Raw genomic sequence first — 18,837 nt, forward strand, 5'->3', positions numbered from 1 at the left:
ACTCCGATTGTTATGTGGGATATTAATATTCATGAATTTCAAAAAAATAGGCTTTGGATCGAGCATCATACACAATAAAACAGAGGAAGTTTTTTTACTTGAAAAAACTAGCAAATTATTAAAATATTTTTAGTCGATTGTCGACTGAATTTTATCGAATTATACACATTTTTGTTGAGGAATAATAATCCCCTCTTTTATAAATGTTTCTATCTCTTCTTTACTGTAGCCCATTTGCTTTAGAACGGTTTCACTATGCTCCCCCTGAGCTGGAGGGACCGTTTTGATCCTGCCCGGTGTGCGCGATAATTTTACAGGAACACCAAGCATTTTTAAGATTCCGAGGGAAGGATGCTCCATTTCAACGACCATTTCCCTTTCCTTGATATGGGCATCATTTAAAATGTCCGAAAGCTTATTAACCGGTCCGCATGGAATTTTCGCAGATTCCAACATGTCAACCCATTCATCTCTCGCTTTTCTTTTAAATATTTCTTCAAGTATGGAAATCAGTTCATCTCTATTTTGAACCCGGTCCGGATTCGTTTTAAATTTCCGGTCTCTAAGAGCTTCCACATCCAATACGTCAACCAGCGAATTCCAAAGGCTGTCATTTCCTACTGCAAGAATAAAGTGGCCGTCCGAAGCTTCAAAAACCTGGTAAGGCACAATATTCGGATGGGCTCCTCCCAGCGGCTTTGGATCATTGTTTGTCGCAAAATAGTTGCCGGCAAGGTACGTTTGCCAAGAAACCATCGTGTCGAGCAAGGAGACATCGATCCATTGTCCTTGACCTGAACGCTCTCTTTCCCAAAGTGCTGACAGAATGCCGATTGTTGCCCACATTCCTGCTCCGATGTCTGCCAAAGAATATCCAGCTTTAACTGGTGTACCGTCTGGTTCGCCTGTAACGGACATTAACCCGCCCATTCCTTGAGCCAGGACATCATAGCCAGGCTTTTTTGAATACGGTCCTGTTTGACCGAAGCCGGAAATCGAAGCAAGAATGACTCCGCGGTTATGCTGCTTTAAGATGTCATAATCAATTCCGAGCTTTTTTAATGTGCCGGGTCGAAAGTTTTCAACAACAACATCCGCTTCTTCTACCATTTTCAGTAAAATTCCTTTTCCTTTTGGATCTTTTAAATTTAAAACAACACTTTTCTTATTGCGGTTGACACTTAGAAAGTACGCGCTTTCATTTTTAATGAACGGAGGACCCCATTGCCTTGTATCATCCCCTTGTGGACTTTCAATTTTTATCACCTCGGCGCCTAAATCAGCTAATGTCATTGTGCAAAAAGGGCCGCTCAATATTCTCGTTAAGTCAATAATTTTAATTCCTGCAAGTGGCAGCATGTCAACCTCTCCCTTTAAAATTCGGTTTTCTTTTTTCTACAAAGGAACGAACACCTTCAGGAAAATCATTTGCGTCAATACTGGACGCCGTACCTGTATCCCACGGAAATGAAAGTGCCGGCTTATTGTAGGCGACAGATCTTTTAACAGCAAGAAGAGACGCCGGTGACTGCTCCATAACTTTTTTCGCCAAACGTAATGTAAAATGATCCACATCCTCATCATCCGGAACCATGTAATTAACTAATCCCAATTGACAGCATTCTGAAGCGTCTAGCAGTCGACCTGTATAAACTAAATCCATCGTCCGGCTCCCTCCGATCAGATCTGCAATCCGTTTTACAAACATTTGGTTTAACGTAATTCCCAGCCGTCCGACTGGGATTCCCATTTTAGCTTTAGAGGTCCCAACCCGAAGATCACATGCTAAAGATAGAACAAATCCTGCACCTAATGCCGGACCATTTATAGCGGCAATGGTTGGCAACGGAAGTTTTTCAAACGTCGAAATGGCTTGTTCCATTAAGCGGAAAGCTTCGTGCGCTTCGTTAATCGACATTTGGTTAAATTCTTTCAAATCAGAACCTGAACAAAATTGATCCTTGCTTCCGCGCAGGATCACCACTCGTGTTTTCGGGTTTTCAGGAATCAGCCTTCCGATTTCCGCGAGCTCCCTCCACATCCCCGATGTTATAGCATTTTTTAGGCGTGGACGTTGGATCGTTACAATGGCAAGCCCTGCACTTTCCTGAAGTATAATTTTCCCATCCGCCTCGACCTGACTAATCGTTACCCTCATTAAAAATCACCTATCTCTTGTCTTTATATTTTTTAACAAAACCATCAGGATTCAAAAAATGCTCTTCCTAGAAGATGGACGACTGTCGACAATTATCTTGTTACAACCATGATATCCCCTCATGTTATAAAAGTCAATAAAAATTCTAAAAATTTTAAATTTTCATTTTGTATTTGCTGAGGAAAACCTACTTATGTCATGTTTTGATTATGACCCAGTCAATAAGCTGAAAAATAAAAAAAGGAGCTTATATGAAAAGGGCTTCACTCCTTCATATGAACTCCCTAAAATCATGTATATGTTGTTCGTTTCAAGACATTTACAGCGCTCGTTGTTTTCCCTTTTTTGCTGCTAGTACGATTGTTTATTTTTCGTTTTGTTTTCGACCCTTTTAATTACGCTATGATTATGATTTTCAAGCAAAACAAGCGCTTCATCGATCAGGTTTTCCTTTAACAAATCTAAAATAATGCGGTGTTCCTTCAAAGACTTTTTTATATGCTCCTCTTCAAGAAACGATATTCTTTGAAGTACAAGCAAAGGACGTCCTAATCTCCAATACATTTCTTTAATAATTTCGCTTTTGCTCATTTCAATGATGAGCATATGAAACTCTTGGTTCAGATTGGCATACTGTTTTTCGTCATCAACCTCTGACATCTTTTGTACCAATTGCTCCATTTTCTTAAGAATTTCTTCATTTATCCCGCGGACTTTAATTCTTTTCATCGCAAGGCTTTCCAATACGATTCTCATTTCAAGAAGATCATAAACTTCATCTTCCGTATAGCCTTTCACAACAGCGCCTTTTCTAGGAATTCGCTCTATTAGCCCTTCATTTTCCAGCAAATAGAGCGACTCTCGAATAGGCGCCCTGCTCGTTCCAAACTCTTCTGCGTAAGTGGATTCAATAATTTTTTCTCCGGGCTTCAGCTCCCCCGCCATAATTTGGTTTGTTATTTTTTCCGCTATTTTGTGGGACAACGAATGATTGTAAAATAATTGATTATTTTTCATTCCCGCTCTTCCTCTCTATAATGTCGACTGTCTATTTTTTATAATCCTATTATAACTTGTTTATAAATACAAATCGAAAAATTCTGTAAAGTCGGCATTGTATTGGAAGATTTTCCGCAAATCTTTCGTTTGCTGCACTGTTCTAATTTATTCGAAATTTATAGAAGTTCTCCTTCCTCCATATATAAAAATTAATGTGATCCCTTTCATTATAAATGACTTCATAAATAAGAATATTCAAATTTTTATTACGAATATTTCATCGCTTCGTACATCCTGTCGACAATTGACAAAGATGCATATTTTTCATTTTGCTTTCGTAAACATTTTTGTAAATGAATAAATAGCTGTAAACAATCTGTGATGAATGAAAAACGGAGAAAAGGAGCATTCCTGTTAGAAGTTTTTTCGGGGACTTGAATAAAAAAAGCCCTCTTGGTATGATTCGGGGGTGTCAATCGGATGAATTGACCCCTAATTTGGATACCAAGGAGGACTATACATGAATTCTATCTCAAACAAGAAGATTAATCAAGTCACCGATCAAACGCTCGTCGTTGGCATGGATATCGCGAAAAAGAAGCATTATGCCTGCTTTGTGGATGAGCGAGGGAGGGTGCTAAAAAAATCGTTTCCCGTTCCGCAATCCAGAGAAGGGTTGGAATGGTTGTACCAGTGCATCGTGAAAGCGATGGAGGAATTTGAAAAAACGGAAGTGATCGTTGGCATCGAGCCAACGGGACATTATTGGCTCAATCTCGCTTACTTTCTTGACGAGAAGGGCATTCCTCTCGTGATGACAAACCCGATGCACGTGAAGCGCTCCAAAGAGCTAGACGACAATCTTCCAACCAAACATGATGCGAAAGACGCGCTCGTCATTGCCCGGTTAGTGAAAGACGGCCGATTCAGCTATCCGCGTATTCTGAAAGGGATGGAGGCCGAACTGCGCACAGGGGCGACGTTTCGATCCAAACTCGTGGAAGAGCAGGGGGCGGTTCGAAATCAGATGATTCGCTGGCTCGATCGGTATTTTCCGGAATTTACGCAAGTCTTTCCGTCGTTTGGGAAAATGGCGCTCGCTGCGCTGGAACAGACGCCGTTTCCGTCGGATTTAGCAGAGAAAGAGATCGAAGAGGTTCTCACCCTTTATCGGCAAAGCGAGGGATTACAATCGCCACAAAAGCCGAAAGCGAAGAAGCTGATGGAACTGGCCCAACACTCCATTGGCGTAACGGAAGGACAACAGATGGCCCGTATCGAAATCGCCACACTTGTCCGCCGGTACCGCCAATTGGAGAAAGAAATCGAGGCACTGAATGAGCAACTGACAGAACTTGTGCAAACATCCGTGGAATACGAATGGCTCAAAACTGTTCCGGGCTTAGGGGATGCGACGATCGTGGAACTGTTATCGGAAATCGGGAGTTTTTCCCACTATCAGGATCCGCGCCAATTATTGAAACTTGCGGGACTGACCTTACGGGAAAACTCCTCCGGCCAACACAAAGGGCAAAAACGGATCTCCAAGCGTGGAAGAAGGCGGTTGCGCGCCCTCCTCTTCCGCGTGATGATGCCGATGATCCGCCACAACGAAGCGTTTCGACAGTTACATGAATATTACACGACACGGCCCGATCATCCGTTGCGCAAGAAGCAATCCATTGTGGTGTTATGTGGGAAATTACTGAAGGTACTGCACGCTGTGTGTACGAAGCACCAGGCGTTCGATGCGAAGCGAATGATGCAGGACATCTTTGGTCTCGAAACGGCGGCTTGATGCCTGCATGCCTTACGATTCCCTAGACAACAAGGATGACACGGAGAAGCTGGCACGATATCATCCATTCGACCTTGAGTCCCTAAAGGAGCTTCGCCAGCCTCTGCCTGATGACTAGACCGAACGAAGGAATGTAGGCACAAGGATGCCAAGAGGCATGGGAGGGTTCGTCATCATCAGCGATGCAGAGATCCAAGGTGCATCACATACATTTACCACCATTACAACCAAATTAAACCAGTAGTGGCAGCGAAGCGCACCCAGTCAATGTAAGATATACACATATTTAAGAAATAATGTTAGGAACTTTGTCGAAAAATATTTTTTTGACACCCCTGAAACGGCTACAACCGTTGATATATCAACATTTATAGAGGGAGGAAGTCACTTTGTATATTCTACAAGAAAGCCTATTTTCCTTTGAAGAACTGCAAAAATTAGAGTCAAAAGAGAAATTACCTATCTTTTTTAGCTCGCTTGATTTACGCCCTTATGCTAAACAGTTGAGAAGTTCTTCACCCCGAGGGGCTGACGGTCATTCCAGAGAAGGGATTCTAAGGGCTCTCATCGCTGCCCCACTCGAAGGCATCGACACCTTTACCGCCCTTCATCATCGATTGGATAAAGACCTTCGTTTCCGTTATCAATGCGGTTTATCGATTGATCGCCCCGCACCGTCTATCTCCACTCTCAGCCGGGTTTTTGCGGCACTTACCAAAAAAAAGCTGGCTGAAAAGATCTTCCTTGACTTGGTACAGTTAGCTCAGGAGGAAGGAATAATTGACGGCAGCCACCAGGCCATCGACAGTGCCGCCATTGATGCCTATGAAAAGAAACAGCCCAAAAAGCGTAGTGAACAAACGGGTAATGCCAATTGGGGCGCAAAATATGATTCCTTCGGCAATAAAATTACCTGGTTTGGCTATAAGATGCATCTTTCAGTCGATACCGCAAGCGAACTGCCAATAGCCATAAAAGTAACCCCTGCCCATGTGAACGATGGAGAAGTCGCACCAGAATTAATAGAGCAAGTGGCAGAGCGTACCAAATCCAAAATTGAATTTCTGATCATGGATGGCGGATATGACCAACTAAAAAACTATGAATCAGCCAAAAACATTGGAGCGCAAGCCATTATCCCGCTCAATTTGCGCAACGAAAAAGAGCCTCCTGAAGGGATTTCTTCCAATGGAACTCCGCGTTGTTCCATGGGTTATGAAATGACTTATTGGGGAGCTGATAAGGACCAGCTCAAGTTCAGATGTCCTCACGCAACCGGCAAAGTGGATTGCCCATTAGGAATGGCAGCCTGTTCATCTTCCAACTATGGAATGGTGGTAAAAGTCGACATCAAAAAGGATGTGCGCCGATATTCCAATCCGCACCGTGATACAAAACGTTGGAAAGAGCTTTACAACGAGAGGACAAGTGTAGAACGCTGTAATTCAAGAATGAAAAGCTACCTTACGGCGAACTCCCTACATGTATGGGGAATTGAAAAAGTAAAGACCCATATTTACCTGAACGCTATTGTATTACTTGTTTCAGCGCTAGCGATGGCAAAGGAAAATAAAGGGAAGAAAGCCGCTTAAAAAAATTCAATGTGAAAAATTCTGTAGGTATGCCCGAAAACAAGATTATTGTAATATTTTGTAAAATAACATGCTGGTAGCTATTTGTCGAGTGCTTTATTTTTTATACTTTTATCCAAAAAATCTAATTTTGCAAAATGCTCATGTTAAATATTTAAAGGCGGATTTAGCGAAAATGAAGAACGCTGTTTCAATCGGCATCTATAATCCTTACACTAAAATGAAAAGCTAAGAGGCTCTTAAATCAAGATTTCCTCCTATCTCGAATCAAGAGCCTCAAATAATTCAGCTGGTAGTTTATTAAATCATACTAATACTATCTATATAGTAGTATTTCAGAGTGCAAAAGCAGATAGAAATTTTTACTAAAAGCCATTGCGTAAAATTTCGTTTTCGATAAATCCTCATTCAAAATTTTTGGAATTTGCCATAGCGTTTTGATCTGCTAATCACTAGCAGAATAATTGAGAAGGGTTGAAGACCTTTTGGAAAATTCAGTTCACTTACCCATGCTTTGAGGAGAATTCACTGTCCTTCCCTTTCCAACGTACGGGTTTAAAAGAATCATGCGTATTTTTTGATGAAAATTATAATTTTTTGCTCGTCCAACGAATCAACCCTGTTTCACTATGCGGATGGGAATCCCTTTGGGTTTTTTTATATTCATATTCTAATTCTGATAACGTTAATTTGCAAAGCTGCTCCTCATTCTTAAATGCATTTAAGACAATCAGTTTGTTGATCAATTTTTTTCTTCTGATTTCTACAGCCTGACGAAGAAGGTTACTCATGTGATCCTCTCCTTATCATAAAATTTTTACGTTTTTTTAAATGGTTATCCGATTTCGCTGCACCAGCTTTCTTAGTGCAAGTCTGATCTTGTTAAGACTATTTCATCCTCTGTGCCTTATACGGATCATTTATATTCCTGCTGCGAATTTAAAAACTAAGAGGCTCCCAAATCAAGAAAATCCATCTTGAATGGAGCCTCTAGTGAACCAGTCGGCGTTTTTAATTTTCCAGTAAATTTAACATTATATTAAAACATATTAATCCTACCTGTCAAGTAGAAATTTATGTTTTTATGAATTTAGGCAAAAAAATTCTGCCTCACCGGTCGTTGATTTGTTAATTACAGATTGATTTCAATTATACAGTCCCGATCCACCCCGGGAAACAGTCCCTTTTGAATGTGCAGTAACATGTTAAAATGTGAAGGGTTAAGGGTTGCCATCCTGACGAATGTACGGTAACATGTTAAAACCCTATTTCACAACTTGTTAGGTTGTTTCAGCAGGCCAAAAATAAAGCAGCTTACCGTTTTTCTTAACAGAAGAAATGCTGTTTTAGACGATAGCTTTTTTCTCTAAGCAATTATTTGAAAGAAGTGGAATTCCAATGCTGCTGTTAAAATGTTGGGAAGTCACCATAGCAATTTTTTGCATAATATGGCATAAAAGCGTTGGATCCGTGCTTTTGTAGAACAAAGAAATGAGCCGTTCACATTTAGCAATTTGCCGTTTAAATCATAATACCCCGCTCTGATGGAGCTGATAAATCGGTTACACGAAAACTTATAGCCCCTCACTTAATGGGTTTCTCCTGCCCCTAGTAAACATAATAACAGTTCATTTTCTCTTCTGTTGCTGAACTCTTTTTTGTTCCAGCATCTGGCAAATGGATTTGATCCCGATCATTCCAAATTTAGCTTTCTTCATGAAGCGGGATAGCTGGACGTCTTTTAACGTCAACACATCGAACAAAAATTTTTCTTCAAAATGTGTACATTGAATGCCCTTCTAATACTAAAGATCCCCAATCTTTTACAACTAGATGAATTTTTTATATAACTTGTGATATTTGTCCGTTTCAAAAAGTCCTGCTAATACATTTAATGTATATAGATATTCTAGGAGGTGAGTTTCCAATGTTTGGTCATAATAGACCTATTATCTGTCCGCCTAAACATGTGGTTCGCGACCGTTTCATTCCACGTGTAGTTCCTTATATTCATCCAATTGTAAGGATTAATCGTTTCAATATTGTCAATGTTCCTAGACATATTTATAGACCAATTACAAGAAACGTAATTGTTGATCCAGGATACCCTTCTAAATGCTGCTAAATGACATTACAATGCGCCCTCTTTTATTAAGGGGGGCGTTGTTCTGTTTAAATTCCCTTAACGCCATAACCTCAAGAGGTTCCATCATTATTTCGCATTCAAAAGTACACTAATGTTCAGATTTTCATTGGAGACACCATAAATTAAGCCGATACAGACCAAGCAACTATTCCTTTGCAAAATGCCGATGCGTTTATTGTGAACAAAGGATTTTTGTGCCCTCTGGATGTTTCAATGTATACAAAAGGAATTTTTCGTCTTCTGATTCGCCATCCTCTCGGATGTTGTCTGCGGCCATCCTCCAAGATCAGAAAGCTTTCTTTTTATCAACCCATTCCAACCTGTTTGCCCAACAATATCCATACTTTGAGTTAATCCCCATCAGTTGCAATACATCCATTTATATCCATATGATGAATGAGTCGACACTTTTTTTATATTAGTTCACATAATTATTTTATGGGTTACTAAACTTAATTTTGGCTAATTTATCAGCTGCTGTTCGCTTCAAAATTGATTCTGCAGCGGTTTCCAATCGATTTTAGCAGCGCTTTTGGCTCTTGCTCTTACCCGTTGCTTGTGCAGTATTTAACAAAAAGCTCCCTCCTTTGAAGTTGAGTTTTGAAGGAAAAGAAAAAGCACCTTTCAAAAGGTGCCTACACTTTTTTTCTAAATGCCCTTCTTTCCGCATATACTGCACATTCCGGACAAACTTTCATACTATTTCCGTTATGGTCTACATAATGATAGTAAGTTTTTGTTTTTCGCTTACACAAAAAGCACCGCTTATGAAATAGACGAAACATAATTCAACTCTCCATACTGTAATGTTTGAAATGCACCTCACAGGGTGCATCTTTTAGATGTTCCATTTTAATACTCTCCACAAAAAAACGTTCGATTCCGAACGCTTTTAAAATGTTCTACCTGTCTTTTTCCATATATTTTTTTATCTTTTTTTCTTCCCATTCTTCCCCGAATATGCCAAATGCAAACGTTGAGGCGCCGTGTACTAAAAGCCCAATCCCCCAGCCAAAAAGCGGATATTGAAACCACCAATTACCGGGATCCGAAATTAAATTAAAAACAAAAAGCATAGAATTCACTAAAACATAAGAAATGAAATGCAAATAAAAGGCTTTCAAATTTTCCACTCTTTTTTTCGCCCTTAAATATTTTTCATCTTTTTCGACTTTCAACACCCCCCTATATAGCTTAGTTTTTGAACAGCCTTGTTGCCACTCATAATGCTGAAAATATTTTCCTTCACCGTTTACATTTGGGAATGAGGCACAACAATTTCTAACCTGCTGTTGATTCGGTTTTTCATAAGTCTTGAACCGTAAACGCAACAAATTTGCTTAAGTTTCGGCATTTACCTCTCTTCTTTTACTCCATTCGACAAAGGGGTAATTTTTCCTTCTTTAAACAATAGCGATTAACAAATTTTTTGCAGGAAAAAGGCGAATAAAAGCTTCAAAAAATATGGGTCACCATTCAATGAAATCGTTTCACAAATGAAATGCACACCACAAAGCTCTCAGCAGGATGGATGCGAGCTTTTTAATCTAGAGAGGCCAGAACAAGAAGGTTGGAGCTGAATCGCCATTGGCTAACAAGTACATCCAGTAGCATTCTTTTGAACAATCTTTTTCTGTCAAAGCGGCAACCGTACCGTCATCCTCTTTCACTGGAACAGGGTGTGGCGTCTTAAACAGCTCTTTCATCATTGAAATGGGGGTATCCGTCTAATCATGAAGGAAATGACCAATTTTCAAACTTCCCAGCAGGATTTACATCTACAATTATGGGGATCGTGATGCCATGCCTGTATCTAGAAGACAAGGAAACACCTTGATCATCTTTCATAAGCAAATACCTGCATCAATTTTACTGTTTTGAACATCATATCGGCACAATATTTTTATATCTCAAATACCCGTGGTGCTAGATAAAATCTCGAGACATAAAAACAGCCCTTGCATGAGGATCTCCTTTAAAATGAAAGTGCGAACAAACATTCAAAAGGAGAAGTTCCATGCAAGAGCACTTTCATTTTACAATAAACCAAGCAAAAATTCAAAAGCAATATACCGCGATCTTATTCGTTGTATCAGCACAACTGTCTTGTATTCAGATGTATTTGCAACGTCGAAATCGTCATTTGTTGAAGCAAGAGGATGAGGTTATCATCGCCATTCACGTTCTTGGAAAATTGCTGGGTTTTACTTCGGAACGGGCTTGGCATCGATTTGTCATTGGAAACCTGTTCACCAAGGAAAAGTTCCTAGAGCGCTCTCGATACAACCGTCGATGCCGTTCTTTGCGTTGGGCGATCAAATGGATTCGTCACCAACTCGCCAAACGTGGACAACATCACGCTTATGCGGTAGTGGACAGCTTACCCATTGAACTCTGCCACCACGCACGAATGTATCGCGTCAAACGATTTCAAGGAATCGCAGATATTGGGTATTGTGCTCCAAAAAGATGGTTTACTATGGGTTTAAGCTTCATCTTCAGATTACCGACCAAGCGCTTCCGATGGGATATGTCCTGACCAAGGCATCCTGCCACGATCGGACAGCTGCGGAAACAGTGATGACTCAACTTCCTCATCCGTATACACTTGGCGACAAAGGATATGTGAGCCAAGCCCTGCAAAAGAAGCTGTACGATGAATACAAGATCGCTTTTTGGACGCCTGCCCGAAAAAATCAACGTGTGGTGCAATCAAAAGAATGGAAACAATGGATGAAACGAAAACGCAAAATCGTCGAAACCGCGTTCTCGGTTTTAGTGGATTCATTTCGGATCACGAAAATTCGCGCCAATTCGATCTCTGGATTTGAAACGGCGCTTGATGCCATTTTATTGGCCTATTCGCTCGTTGTTCTTGGGCTAGTTGAGCGTTGACGCTCAACTGTATCTTATGACCGCCTCAAAGTTTTTTATTTCTTATTTTTAACAGCGGTATAATGGGAGCAATTGGTAGGCATCAAACATAAAGACCTTTAGTTTGGTGTTGCAATTCCTTGTAGGTAAGATAAAAACACAAGGTGACTTGTGTCAAGTGTTTCCTTCCAGACTGTTTTAATTCCTTATAGTTAAGATAAAAACAATGGATTTAACAAAACATGTAAGTATTAAAACGATGTTTCAATTCCTCATAGTTAAGATAAAAACCCCAGAAAATGTTGTTAAATAAGCATTTCGTTTTAAATGGTTGATTGGTTATTTTCATTTTAACGAAGGAGTCAAATTTTATCAATCCTTTGATTTGCGTGGGCTCAAGAACCACCTTAGCTTTTACGCAAAGTTTGAGGCAGGAAATAAAAAGTAATATAATGAAAGAAAATGGCCCGGATTGGGGCGAAGAAAAGGAGGGGCAGTGTTGACTGAACAGATCGAGCCAATCATTATTGAAGTGTTGACCGAAACGGTGTCCCCATATTTGATTTATTTGTTTGGATCAACGGTTGCAGGACATGTTCATCAAGACAGCGACATTGATATCGCTTTTCTCAGCGACCAAAAACAATTGGATCATTATGAGCGATTTATGGTTGCGCAAGAATTGGCATCCAGGCTGCACCGGGACGTCGATCTTGTGGACCTCAAACAAGCAAGCACCGTGTTTCAGGCGCAAGTGGTCAGTAACGGCAAAGTCATCTATTGTACAAATGAACAGAAAAAAGCCGAATATGAATGGAGAGCCTTGAAGATGTACGCAAAATTGAATGAAGAACGCACGGAAATCTTGCGAAACATTAATGAAAGCGGGTCGGTTTATGAAAAATGATGTCATTTTAAATAAAATTAGCGTGATCGAGCGGTGCATAAAGCGCATTCACGAAGAATATGAGAACAACCCGAAAAATTTAGAAAACTACACGAAGCAAGACTCCATTATCTTAAATCTCCAACGAGCATGTGAAGCAAGCATCGACCTGGCGATGCACATGGTCGCACAGAAAAAGCTAGGCCTCCCCCAAAACAGTCGAGACGCTTTTTCTCTTTTAGAACAGCACGACATCATCACTCCTTTTCTTTCACAAAAAATGAAAGCGATGGTCGGATTTAGAAACATCGCCGTTCACGACTACCAGGAAATTAATTTGACAATTTTGCAAAAAATACTTGATCACCATCTAATCGACTTTACCGAGTTCACGAAAGCGATTCTTTTTTATGAACAGTGAAGCGGGCGGTGCAGATGCGCGCCGTCCGAGCATATTATTTAAGCAAAGACATAATTCAAGATAGAGACTTCTCATAAATCATTATTCCATCGCGCTCAATTTGCCGTTAGATTTCCTCATTCAGCGAATCGAAAGACAGCACATCACACGAATAAATGCCGACAATGTTGTCAATCTTATTCATGATTTTTCCTTTTTGTTTCCCGTACAATTAATGTACAAATCAATACCGTCCTTTTGGAAGCTCGGTGTTTTCATATTGCACATCGACAATCCGATCGCGGCCCGTGTGGTTTAAAATCCCGTTCAAAAACGCGATCGTAATTCACTTTCGGCTTGGGTGGCCGAACAATTGCTTAAACATAAAATCCATTTTCAAATCGAGGTATCTTTTGTCATTGAGGAAATTTTTTAGAGGATATAGATACGATTTTATTAAAGCGGAATGAGAAGGGAAATCAAGAGTTTGAACAATAAAAAATGAAAGAGAGCCGGGTGATTTTTTGGAATATTACAGACAGACTCTCTTTTTCTGATATTTTAACAATCTTCGATATACTTCGGGTTGTGTCAGGCACCGATTCAATCAAGATAGGAGATGAAGCGGTGTTAATCGTAATTTCATAACACATCTAACACTCGTCTCGCCGCATCCCTTATTCCATCATAACTAACTCTTCCGTTACCAAAAAAAGGAGTGGAAAGCACCCAAACATCCCTTTCATTCTCTAACCAAACTTTATAAAGCTTGTACGACTCATTCCGAAAATGCCAGCTATTAATCATTTCAATCGTCGCAAAGTATTCCAGCAATTTTTTGGTAAGTTCTTGATCATACAATACAATAAGCTTTATATTTTGATGTTGAATGATTGTTTGTTGGATTAAAGAAAGCCTCCGGTTCGCTACTTCATTATAATAATCATTTACAGATTTCCAAATGGATTGATAAGGTTCAATGCTTTTCTTTGATTGTTTAGGTAACGGCATCATTTCCCCAAGAAAATGGTTGGAATCCTCACGGCCTAATCGTTTGGAATAAAAGATATAATCATTAATATGTTGAACATCCACATTTCCCCTTTCTAATTGCAAAAGAAATGCGGCCATATAATGCCAAACGTTAGGACCTGTAAATGACGATAGAGAGATGTTGTACAAATCTTCCCACACATGACGAAAATCCATTTGCAGACGAAACGTGGAGCGAATGCGTAAACTTTCTTCCAGCGTTTTCTTTTTATTCCTCCATATTTCCGCACCTCCTTCTTCAATGCCAAGAAACCAAACTGGGGCATTTATATTTCCATAACCGAGCCAATTATACAAGCAGGAGCGCACTAATTGTTCAAAATACGTTTGATCGCTTATCTCTTGCCACTCCGTTTCGTTGCCGCTATCATCCGAATGCGCTCTTTCCGTTTCTTCTTTCCCCGACATGGACATCATAGCGATCTCAACGACTTCCCTTAACTGTTCTTCTGAAAAATCTTTAATGCAGATCCACCCTCTCGGATCAACTTGATAGCCCTTTTCCTTTATTATTTTACCATCCATATATTTGCCATTGACGTACCCGTTTCCGCTCGAACTCAACTGTGTGATCAATATTTTTCCTCTTTGCCGGCTTTCCGGATAAACGTAATTGATTCGGCCTTTGCTGATCGGTTTCTCTTGCAGCTGTGAAAACGAACGGAAAATCGATTTTTTATGTTCAAAGCTTAACATTTCGCCTCTCCCCTTTCGCTACATATCGTTTGCTGATTTCCTACATGAACCGCCAAATACCGAAACTCCCCGTGCTTTTCATTGTTTACAGTACAGTAATGATGCCATTGCATTTTATACATCCCTTTTAAGAAGATCGGATCTTCACGGTTTTCTTTCGTTCCCCTCGAAGCATGTTCCAACCATTTCAATTCCTCAGTTAATAGGCGATTTTCGTGAATGCGAAACTCACTGTCTACTGTATTCGATCGTACTGGCTCTAACCAATACAAATGGTCATTCATTAACAAAACTTCTATTCCTTGGACATTCTCCTTCGCAGCAACGAGTTTTTCCAATTTCTCCACTTGTTTAAGAAAATCTTAGCGTCCTTGGTCTTCAGCACCGTGATGTTTTAGTCGGACAATTTGGTCTTAATGGACAGCTTGGCAAGCCGATTCATTAAATATATGGCATATTATGGCCCACCTTCTCGTTTTTTCACCCAAAGATCTGCTGTATACCCATGCAAATGCTTATTCTCTGTCACAAGAAACCTTTCTTGAAGATGAATTTTAAATGACTGTTTAAATGCCGCTTGCGCAGAAAAAATGGATATTTTTGTGATCATCTTTTCATTTCCTCGTGAATAGAAAACCCCATTTTCTACTCCCATTTTAGTTCATAAAAAGACTCCTTTATAGTTAATGAACCGCTTGCGTAAACTTACATTTCGGATAGTTGCTACAGCCTTTGAAGCTTTGTCAGAAACGATGATCAATCTGTGAAGTGGTGCCATCGTGCTTAGGAATATATAAGTTGTGAAAACTTTTGTATTTTCTCGACGAAATCGTTTCTATCTTTTCAATACCTTTACAAACTTTATATTCCCCATACGATCCCCCACACGGTTTCTTTTGATTTAATCCATCTCACTAGCAAGACAAACAGACATAATAGAAGCAATGTATAAAAATAATCTCCACCTTTCCTACCGATCACATAAACGATCGTTTATCACTTCTTCTAGCTTTAATTCTAATTTTGATTATATCTACATTCAGAAAGAAGGCTGTCGAACCTTGTCACAAAAACAAAAAAGACAGAAGCCCTGACAGCTTCTGTCGTAAGTCATAATTAACGGCTAAGTGCCCGCAGCATAAGCTGATTCACATCTTTCTCCGGTCCGATGAATTCGATGTTGGTGCCGACGGCTTCAGAGTGTTTGCGGGCGAAGTCGATTTTCGCTCTTTCTTCGGGACGTAAAAATTCTTCAATTTCCGCGCCTTTTGTTTCAAGAACGAAATATAGTTTTTCTTCACCATCGTTGTCAATGACAAGCGCCCCGTCAGGGTTATAGGAACCGATTGGAGTGTCAATTTTGAACCATCTTGGCAGTTTGACGTATACTTTGACGTTTTCGTCGTTTTCAAAGCGCCGGACGGAGCTTGCTTCAATATCCGAATCGTAAACGACATGATCAGGTGACTTTTCACTTCGGATAGCGTTATCGTTCAAGTAGGCAAGCAGCTCTTCGTTTTGGAACAGCTCAACTGCGTAATAAGTATCATCACCGATTTGTAATATTTCACGCCGTCTTTTAAAAGTATTCTCATTTCCCTCTGAATAATTTTCGTCACTTCTTCAATAAACTTTTACGGGTTGTTTTTAAAATCGTCAAGGCGTTTGCAGCCAGTCAAAATTTCCCCAATCGTTTTCCACGTTAAGTTTGTGCGATATTGCAATTCCGTAATCACATCCTTCAATGTATGATGAGCGGTTACGTAAACTTCCAGCCGTTCTCTCATCGTTTGCGTATGAATCCCTTCCGCTCTATCCATCTCTTCCGTAATGTTTTGCTCCGCAAAAATCGCAAGCGGCGACCAAAATTGATTTTCTTCGACTTTTAAAAACGGGTGGAGCAACCCTTTCATCGCTTCGAGGGGGGAACGGGGTGGAAACGATGTATGACACGATGTCTTGGTCGAAATTGAACGAATGCAGACCCGTATAATAAAGCGACTCCTGCGCCGTGACGAGCGTTGTATTTTTTAATGAAAGAGCCTTGTCAAGCAAAGCAGAATGCGCATAATGCACCGACTCTAATTCCCGGGCGATTTTTAAGACAAGTTCATACGTCTTCGCTTCTTTTTGATGAACATCGCGCGCGTACAGGCGTTCCCTTGTTTCATTGACGAATTCGCGCAGTTCCTTGAACTCCTCATCCTCTCGCGAAAGCCGACTGTAGATGTCGTCGAGTAGCTGTTTATACCGTTCAAACGTCTCTTCGGAAATAATGCTGCGCTGAATTTCATGCTTCAGCCGAGTCATGCGTTCTTCCAATGTTTCGACGTCAATTCGCATTTCGTTGATTTGCTTGAGTGCCGCGGCAAATTCGCCTTTTTCCAACCGTTTCCGCAACATCAACTGGTTAATCGCTAACTGGAATTCGCTATAAAACTCCTTCGTCGCAAAGACGAGCTCAAGCCCATCTTCATCGAGCGTGTAATATTGCGTATTCGTTTTCACATTGAAATCGTTCGCTTTTAAAAGGGAATATTCAATCGCGCTCTCTTCCCGTTTTTCCCAATCGTAAAACGAATAACTCCGTTTTTTCCCCGTCGTCGGGCGAACACGTTTGAATAATCGTCCGCGCCAAGTCTTCGTACATCTCGTCATCTAACACGTACACATTTTCCGTTAGCTTTTTTAAAAAAGACGCGAGCTGTTTTACCCCAGTTTTATACTGCCGCATCAGCTTTTGCTCAAAGAAAAATAAAAGCGCCAATAGCCCGAGCCCTTTCATATCAATCGGCTGCCCATTGAGGTCAGTTGAACGCTTCCGCTCAAGATCAAAAAGCGGATCAAACAGCGCAAGCCTTCTGATACGTTCGCGATAGCCGTCCGTCACCCCTGCCAATTCTAGCTTGTCCACTGCCATTCCCTCCAAATTTGTTGCAGTTCCCTCGTTTTCAACATTTCTTGCGGATAGTACTGGCCGGAAGCCAACAGCTCTTGAAGCTGCTTTTTTTCATCCGCTGAAAAATAAGCGAGAAACGCGTCAAGCGCGTCCGCCCGCTCCATCTGATAGTCCTTGCCGCTGGCCGGATCTTTCTGCAAACACGCCCGATAAAACGGAAGCGCCGGTGAAACGGGCTGCTTTTTCGCAAGCGAATGCCAAATCGCAATACCTTCGCGGTCAATGTCGCCAAAGTAATAAAAACGATGGTCCGCTTTCACCGGATATTGCAGCGAAAATTGTTCGATGCTGCTAATTATGGCTTTGCCTTCCCCGTAAATCAGCGTCGAAAATGCGGTGTCTGGAAGCGCGGGAAGCAGCGCTTGATACGTCGTTTTATTTTCAACAATGAGGTGGAGCTGGACCACTTCCGCTATTTTTGCCGGATGGACGGCTAACATTAACGGTTCGGACACGGGGATGATGAGAAGGTGGTCAAAAAGACCGATTCGCTCAAGCAGCTTTTTCCCGTCGCCTTCGGTGATCCATTTCTCATCGCCGACCAACTCCATGCTGTGCTCCGGTGCGGGAACGGGTTCGCTCGGTAACGAATGCGTCTTTAAATATTCGTCAATTTTTAAAATGAACGGCACATCATTGTTCCAAACGGACGGATCTATGCCGTAATAGGCATCGAGCTGAATCGCCGGATGAAGCCGATTTTGATAGCGCTGCAGCTCATGATGATAGTCTTCTATAAATCTGCTTTTATAAATGCGATATTGAAAAGCGAGAGACGGTGTTCTCGTTGTCCGCCCTTTCGACTTCACCATGTCAAGCACCCGCTCCGCCTCCAGACGCAAAATTATTTCGGAAAACTCATCATACGTACGTACAAAAGGCTGAATGAGCTGTTCCAGCTCCCCTAACGAAATCGTCCGCTTCGGAAAAACGGCTAGCAATCTTTCAATTGGTTCCAATCTCGCTCCACTCCTACAAACTGGATTTTCTCTTATTATATAAGAAAACAAGAGAAGAGGGTATGAATGATTGTTCCCAAACTTGAGGAGGATTGCAAAACAAGGGAAGATGATGAAACACCGGGCTAAGCATCTTTCACTTTTAAGCTAAAAAACTTGAGGAGAATTTTTCATTAAACTATAGTTTTACGCAAAGTTTGAGGCAGGAAATAAAGATGAATAAATGAACTGATTTAACAACATAGCAACCTCATGCGGACGCTCCTCAGCATACTTCACTAATCATACAAAACTTCCAGAGGAAGGATTCTCTTTCT

The 18,837-nt window shown here is 40.8% G+C and carries 18 protein-coding genes and 4 pseudogenes; 6 read left to right on the top strand and 16 right to left on the bottom strand.

The genetic code is table 11. The annotated features are described in order from the left end of the window. Positions 1 to 159 precede the first annotated feature (159 nt). The 3 genes from NST97_RS04190 to NST97_RS04200 form a co-directional block, all read right to left on the bottom strand. Entirely contained in the window at positions 160 to 1,359 is a 1,200-nt protein-coding gene (locus NST97_RS04190; RefSeq protein WP_341342961.1) for a CaiB/BaiF CoA transferase family protein, read from the bottom strand. A 1-nt stretch (position 1,360) separates the two neighbouring features. Then, a complete protein-coding gene (locus NST97_RS04195) occupies positions 1,361 to 2,158 on the bottom strand; it encodes an enoyl-CoA hydratase/isomerase family protein (RefSeq protein ID WP_130158631.1) in 798 nt (265 codons plus the stop codon). Positions 2,159 to 2,509: 351 nt separating this feature from the next. Continuing rightward, positions 2,510 to 3,175, bottom strand: a complete 666-nt coding sequence (locus NST97_RS04200) for a GntR family transcriptional regulator (protein WP_063387781.1) — start codon at positions 3,173 to 3,175, stop codon at positions 2,510 to 2,512. 502 nt (positions 3,176 to 3,677) lie between these two features. Here NST97_RS04200 and NST97_RS04205 point away from each other — a divergent pair. Further along, complete coding sequence (locus NST97_RS04205; protein WP_341342962.1) at positions 3,678 to 4,955, top strand: IS110 family transposase; 1,278 nt, start codon at positions 3,678 to 3,680, stop codon at positions 4,953 to 4,955. Between the two features lie 389 nt (positions 4,956 to 5,344). Continuing rightward, positions 5,345 to 6,547: a transposase gene (locus NST97_RS04210; RefSeq protein WP_339192838.1), complete on the top strand. Its 1,203-nt coding sequence runs from the start codon at positions 5,345 to 5,347 to the stop codon at positions 6,545 to 6,547. A 587-nt stretch (positions 6,548 to 7,134) separates the two neighbouring features. Here the strand turns inward: NST97_RS04210 and NST97_RS04215 are convergent. After that, the gene (locus tag NST97_RS04215; RefSeq protein ID WP_063387775.1) at positions 7,135 to 7,338 is read right to left on the bottom strand and encodes a Fur-regulated basic protein FbpA; all 204 of its coding nucleotides are present in this window, start codon (positions 7,336 to 7,338) and stop codon (positions 7,135 to 7,137) included. A gap of 1,136 nt (positions 7,339 to 8,474) precedes the next feature. Here NST97_RS04215 and NST97_RS04220 point away from each other — a divergent pair. Beyond that, complete coding sequence (locus NST97_RS04220; RefSeq protein ID WP_340881584.1) at positions 8,475 to 8,672, top strand: hypothetical protein; 198 nt, start codon at positions 8,475 to 8,477, stop codon at positions 8,670 to 8,672. A gap of 923 nt (positions 8,673 to 9,595) precedes the next feature. Here the strand turns inward: NST97_RS04220 and NST97_RS04225 are convergent. Both NST97_RS04225 and NST97_RS04230 read right to left on the bottom strand, forming a co-directional pair. Beyond that, entirely contained in the window at positions 9,596 to 9,871 is a 276-nt protein-coding gene (locus NST97_RS04225; protein WP_094245893.1) for a 2TM domain-containing protein, read from the bottom strand. A 369-nt stretch (positions 9,872 to 10,240) separates the two neighbouring features. Further along, a complete protein-coding gene (locus tag NST97_RS04230; protein ID WP_339209833.1) occupies positions 10,241 to 10,402 on the bottom strand; it encodes a hypothetical protein in 162 nt (53 codons plus the stop codon). Between the two features lie 308 nt (positions 10,403 to 10,710). Between NST97_RS04230 and NST97_RS04235 the strand changes: the two are divergent. The 3 genes and pseudogenes from NST97_RS04235 (at position 10,711) to hepT (ending at position 12,874) form a co-directional block, all read left to right on the top strand. Then, positions 10,711 to 11,588: pseudogene (locus NST97_RS04235) on the top strand (IS982 family transposase). Between the two features lie 478 nt (positions 11,589 to 12,066). Then, on the top strand, positions 12,067 to 12,474 hold the full coding sequence (mntA, locus tag NST97_RS04240; RefSeq protein WP_111646590.1) for a type VII toxin-antitoxin system MntA family adenylyltransferase antitoxin: 408 nt from the start codon (positions 12,067 to 12,069) through the stop codon (positions 12,472 to 12,474). After that, positions 12,464 to 12,874, top strand: coding sequence for a type VII toxin-antitoxin system HepT family RNase toxin (gene hepT / locus NST97_RS04245; protein ID WP_339209834.1), 411 nt, complete (start codon positions 12,464 to 12,466; stop codon positions 12,872 to 12,874). The genes mntA and hepT overlap by 11 nt, the downstream gene beginning before the upstream one ends. A 106-nt stretch (positions 12,875 to 12,980) precedes the next feature. Here hepT and NST97_RS04250 read toward each other — a convergent pair. The 10 genes and pseudogenes from NST97_RS04250 to NST97_RS04285 all read right to left on the bottom strand — a co-directional run. Beyond that, a pseudogene (locus tag NST97_RS04250) lies at positions 12,981 to 13,079 on the bottom strand (nucleotidyltransferase domain-containing protein); the annotation flags it as partial. A gap of 30 nt (positions 13,080 to 13,109) precedes the next feature. Next, positions 13,110 to 13,247: pseudogene (locus tag NST97_RS04255) on the bottom strand (PD-(D/E)XK nuclease family transposase); the annotation flags it as partial. Between the two features lie 248 nt (positions 13,248 to 13,495). Then, on the bottom strand, positions 13,496 to 14,602 hold the full coding sequence (locus NST97_RS04260) for a hypothetical protein (RefSeq protein ID WP_339209835.1): 1,107 nt from the start codon (positions 14,600 to 14,602) through the stop codon (positions 13,496 to 13,498). Then, positions 14,596 to 14,949, bottom strand: a complete 354-nt coding sequence (locus NST97_RS04265) for a hypothetical protein (protein ID WP_339209836.1) — start codon at positions 14,947 to 14,949, stop codon at positions 14,596 to 14,598. Before NST97_RS04265 ends, NST97_RS04260 begins: the two co-directional genes overlap by 7 nt. Before the next feature lie 110 nt (positions 14,950 to 15,059). Then, entirely contained in the window at positions 15,060 to 15,212 is a 153-nt protein-coding gene (locus tag NST97_RS04270; RefSeq protein WP_339209838.1) for a hypothetical protein, read from the bottom strand. A 133-nt stretch (positions 15,213 to 15,345) separates the two neighbouring features. Next, positions 15,346 to 15,450, bottom strand: coding sequence for a hypothetical protein (locus NST97_RS04275; RefSeq protein WP_339211612.1), 105 nt, complete (start codon positions 15,448 to 15,450; stop codon positions 15,346 to 15,348). Between the two features lie 268 nt (positions 15,451 to 15,718). After that, positions 15,719 to 16,422 (bottom strand): annotated as a pseudogene (locus tag NST97_RS19190) (restriction endonuclease); the annotation flags it as partial. Next, positions 16,415 to 17,110 carry a hypothetical protein gene (locus NST97_RS19195; protein WP_445206599.1) on the bottom strand — a complete coding sequence of 232 codons (696 nt, stop codon included), beginning with the start codon at positions 17,108 to 17,110 and terminating at the stop codon, positions 16,415 to 16,417. The pseudogene NST97_RS19190 and the gene NST97_RS19195, both read right to left, overlap by 8 nt. Positions 17,111 to 17,141: 31 nt before the next feature. Then, positions 17,142 to 17,516, bottom strand: coding sequence for a hypothetical protein (locus NST97_RS19200; protein ID WP_339196427.1), 375 nt, complete (start codon positions 17,514 to 17,516; stop codon positions 17,142 to 17,144). Further along, a complete protein-coding gene (locus NST97_RS04285) occupies positions 17,504 to 18,520 on the bottom strand; it encodes a Wadjet anti-phage system protein JetD domain-containing protein (RefSeq protein WP_339209839.1) in 1,017 nt (338 codons plus the stop codon). The genes NST97_RS19200 and NST97_RS04285 overlap by 13 nt, the downstream gene beginning before the upstream one ends. Between the last annotated feature and the right edge of the window lie 317 nt (positions 18,521 to 18,837).

Origin of the sequence: Aeribacillus sp. FSL K6-1305 (assembly GCF_038050115.1) — a bacterium.
GTDB lineage: Bacteria > Bacillota > Bacilli > Bacillales > Aeribacillaceae > Aeribacillus > Aeribacillus composti.